The 3,366-nt window shown below is 27.8% G+C and carries 2 protein-coding genes and 1 rRNA gene; 2 read left to right on the forward strand and 1 reads right to left on the reverse strand.

Features of this window, described 5'->3' with window-relative positions:
• Positions 1-108, forward strand: a 5S ribosomal RNA gene (gene rrf / locus AC11VW_RS01225); the annotation flags it as partial.
• A 600-nt stretch (positions 109-708) separates the two neighbouring features.
• On the opposite strand, the gene AC11VW_RS01230 is transcribed toward rrf, so the two are convergent.
• Entirely contained in the window at positions 709-1,902 is a 1,194-nt protein-coding gene (locus tag AC11VW_RS01230; RefSeq protein ID WP_484299572.1) for a pyridoxal phosphate-dependent aminotransferase, read from the reverse strand.
• A 295-nt stretch (positions 1,903-2,197) separates the two neighbouring features.
• On the opposite strand from AC11VW_RS01230, the gene AC11VW_RS01235 reads away from it, so the two are divergent.
• Positions 2,198-3,028, forward strand: a complete 831-nt coding sequence (locus AC11VW_RS01235; protein WP_484299573.1) for a sulfurtransferase — start codon at positions 2,198-2,200, stop codon at positions 3,026-3,028.
• Positions 3,029-3,366 lie beyond the last annotated feature (338 nt).

Here is a 3,366-nt window from a genome sequence, read left to right on the forward strand (position 1 = left end):
AATAGCAAAGAGGATACACCTGTTCCCATTCCGAACACAGAAGTTAAGCTCTTTAGCGCTGATGGTACTTGGTGGGCAACTGCCTGGGAGAGTAAGACGTAGCCACGTAATCTTTTTTTGTGTGTAAGTTTATAATAACCATATTAAATAGGTAAATTAAAAATTTATTTAGAGAATACACAATTATATTTCTAATTTCCTATATAAATAAATATGCAATAAAAAAAAAGCTCTTATGAAATAAATTCTAAGAGCTTTTTCATATTTTATGGTTTTTGGTATACACCTTTTGCCACCCCTATGCTTCTTTTATGAAATATTTTAAATCCGATTCATCATCTATATTTCTAGTTTTGAAATATTATCCACATATACTTTCATTTATTCTATTTCATAATCTGGTGAATAATCATATTCTATCATTTCTTGATAATCAAAGTATACTAAATCTAAGTTATTTTCCATAATTGTTACCTCCTGAAATTTTTTATTTTATATTTAACTTATTTGTTGTTGCAAGTTATTAATTAAAATCTATCATCTTAATATATATTATGCAATGACACCTAAAATATTTCCACTTTTGAACTATTTTTTATAACTATTTTATTAAATTATGAAATATGTATATTCCCCATCTTGCATTTTAAGATTTTTTCAATACAATTTCATGCATAAAAAGAAGTGTGCATAAGCACACTTCTCATTTTAGTTATTTAATTTTAGGTAAGTTTCTAAACCTGCTTTTAATATCTTAGCAGCATTAGCTAAATCTTCTTTCTTTAATACATAAGCAAGTCTTATTTCATCAACACCAAGTCCTTCAGTAGCATAGAAGCCTTCAGCAGGGCAAGGCATAACTGTTTGTCCATCTATATCGAAATCACTTAATAACCATTTTACAAAGTGATCAGCGCTTTTAACTGGTAATTTTGCAACTATATAAAAGGCTCCAGTAGGCTTTTTGCATACAACGCCAGGAACTTTTATAAGTTCGTTATATAATACATCTCTTCTTTCTCTATATTCTTCGTTTACTTCCGTAAGATAAGTATTTGGTGTTTTATAAAGTTCAATAGCACCAACTTGCTCTAAAGTAGGAACTGATAATCTTGCTTGGCATAGTTTTAACATTTGAGCCATAAATACTTTATTCTTAGAAGCTATAGAACCAATTCTAGCTCCACATGCACTGTATCTTTTAGATACACTGTCTATTATTACAACTCTATCAGCTACTTCATCTATATTACCTAAACTAGTGTAATCACCTTCATAAACAAATTCTCTATAAACTTCATCGGCCATTATCCATAAATCGTTTTCTTTAGCTATATCAGATATCATTTGAATTTCTTCTTTAGTATAAACAACTCCAGTTGGGTTCCCTGGGTTTGAAAATAATATAGCACGAGTTTTAGAATCTATTTTAGATACTATTTCTTCCTTTGAAGGGAAGTGGAATCCATTTTCTGCAAGTGTAGTAATAGGTTTTATTTCTACACCTACTGCCTTAGCAAAGCTATTGTAGTTTGAATAAAATGGTTCAGGCACTAATATATTATCACCCTCATTACATGTAGCTATCATAGCAAATAATAAAGCTTCACTACCACCGTTTAATATTAATATTTCATCCTTGTTAAAGTTGATATTATATCCTTGATAATATTTTTGTATAGCCTCTATAAGTTCAGGTAATCCTTCTGATAAAGCATATTCTAAAACTTCATCCTTGTAATTCTTTACTGCATTGAAAAATTCATCTGGTGTTTTAATATCGGGTTGTCCAATATTTAGGTGGTAAACTTTCTTTCCACCCTTTTTAGCTTCTGCAGCATAAGTTAATAGTTCCATAATAGTAGAAGCTGGAACTGACTGTATTCTAGATGATATATTCATATCTATAACCCCTCCTTGTATAATGTTTTTTAGTGTATTGTATAAAATAGAATATATTGAAACGTTAATACTTATTTTCGTATGCTTTTATAAATCTATAACAAAGCATATATATTGTTTTCAAATATATTTTAACATAAAAAAAACGCATTCCTAATTAATTATATATTTTTTATTTTCGGAAAATTGTGCATATAATATACATTGATATATTTTTTATAAAGGTATGTTTTATAAAATTGTACTGTAGTATAGTATATATTGAATATTGAATCAATAAAATTAGGAGGACTATATGACAAACTTAGTCAGTGCTAGTTGGTTAAATGAAAATTTAAATAATGAAAAATTAGTAATAGTAGATTGCAGATTTAATTTAATGGACAAGCAATATGGAAAAAAAAACTACGAAGAGGGGCACATTAAGGGTGCTGTTAGAGTAGATATAGAAACAGAATTATCTAGCGAAGTGAAAGAGCATGGAGGAAGACATCCTCTACCAAATATAAAAGAGCTGAAAAATACTTTTGAAAATATAGGAATAAACAATGACTCGATAATAGTTGCTTATGATGAAGGTGACTTAGCTGGTCCTTCTAGACTTTGGTGGATATTAAAGTACTTAGGTCATGATAAGGTGTATGTTTTAAATGGTGGCATAAATGAATTCAAGAAAATTAGTGAAGAAATCACTCAAGAAATAAAGTCTATTAAAAAAGGTAATTTTAAAGTTGAAGTTAATGAAGATATGAGAGTAAATATGGAATATGTTAAAGAAAGATTATATAAGGATAACGTAGCTATAATTGATTCTAGAGAAAATCAAAGATACAAAGGTGAATTTGAACCAGTGGATAAAAAAGCTGGTCACATACCTAGTGCATTAAACTATTTTTGGATGGATATATTAAATAAAGATGAAGATAAATTAAACATAAAGTCACAAGAGGAACTTGAAAATCATTTTAAAACCTTAAAGAATTATGATGAGGTTATAGTTTATTGTGGTTCAGGTATAACTGCTTGTCCAAATAGTTTAGCACTTAGTGAAGCAGGAGTTAAACATAAAGTTTATTTAGGTAGTTTTAGTGATTGGATAAGTTATGAAGAAAATGAAGTAGAGTAGTAAATATAATGATATATAATGTTTATAATTCAACATTGAAGTTGATAAAATAAAAAATAGGTACTTGATAAGCTTAAACAACTATCAAGTACCTACTTTTTATTTTAAAGGCGTAGGTATTAAGGGTTTAAGAAGATGTACAGAATAAAAATTAAAAATATAATTATAATTATAAAAAAGTTTTAAAAAAAGTATTGACGATATTATTTTAAGATGGTATAGTTATACTTGTCCTTAAGAAAAGGGCAAACATAAAAGAAAAAATGAACTTTGAAAATTAAACAGTAGGTTAATTTATAGAATTTGAAACAACCAAACATAAAGCCAGATATATAACA

This window comes from Romboutsia sp. (assembly GCF_056995035.1).

Excerpts from the sequence above, each read along its gene's own strand:
- AC11VW_RS01230 (WP_484299572.1), bottom strand. The coding sequence starts at position 1,902 with ATGAATATATCATCTAGAATACAGTCAGTTCCAGCTTCTACTATTATG.
- AC11VW_RS01235 (WP_484299573.1), top strand. The coding sequence starts at position 2,198 with ATGACAAACTTAGTCAGTGCTAGTTGGTTAAATGAAAATTTAAATAAT.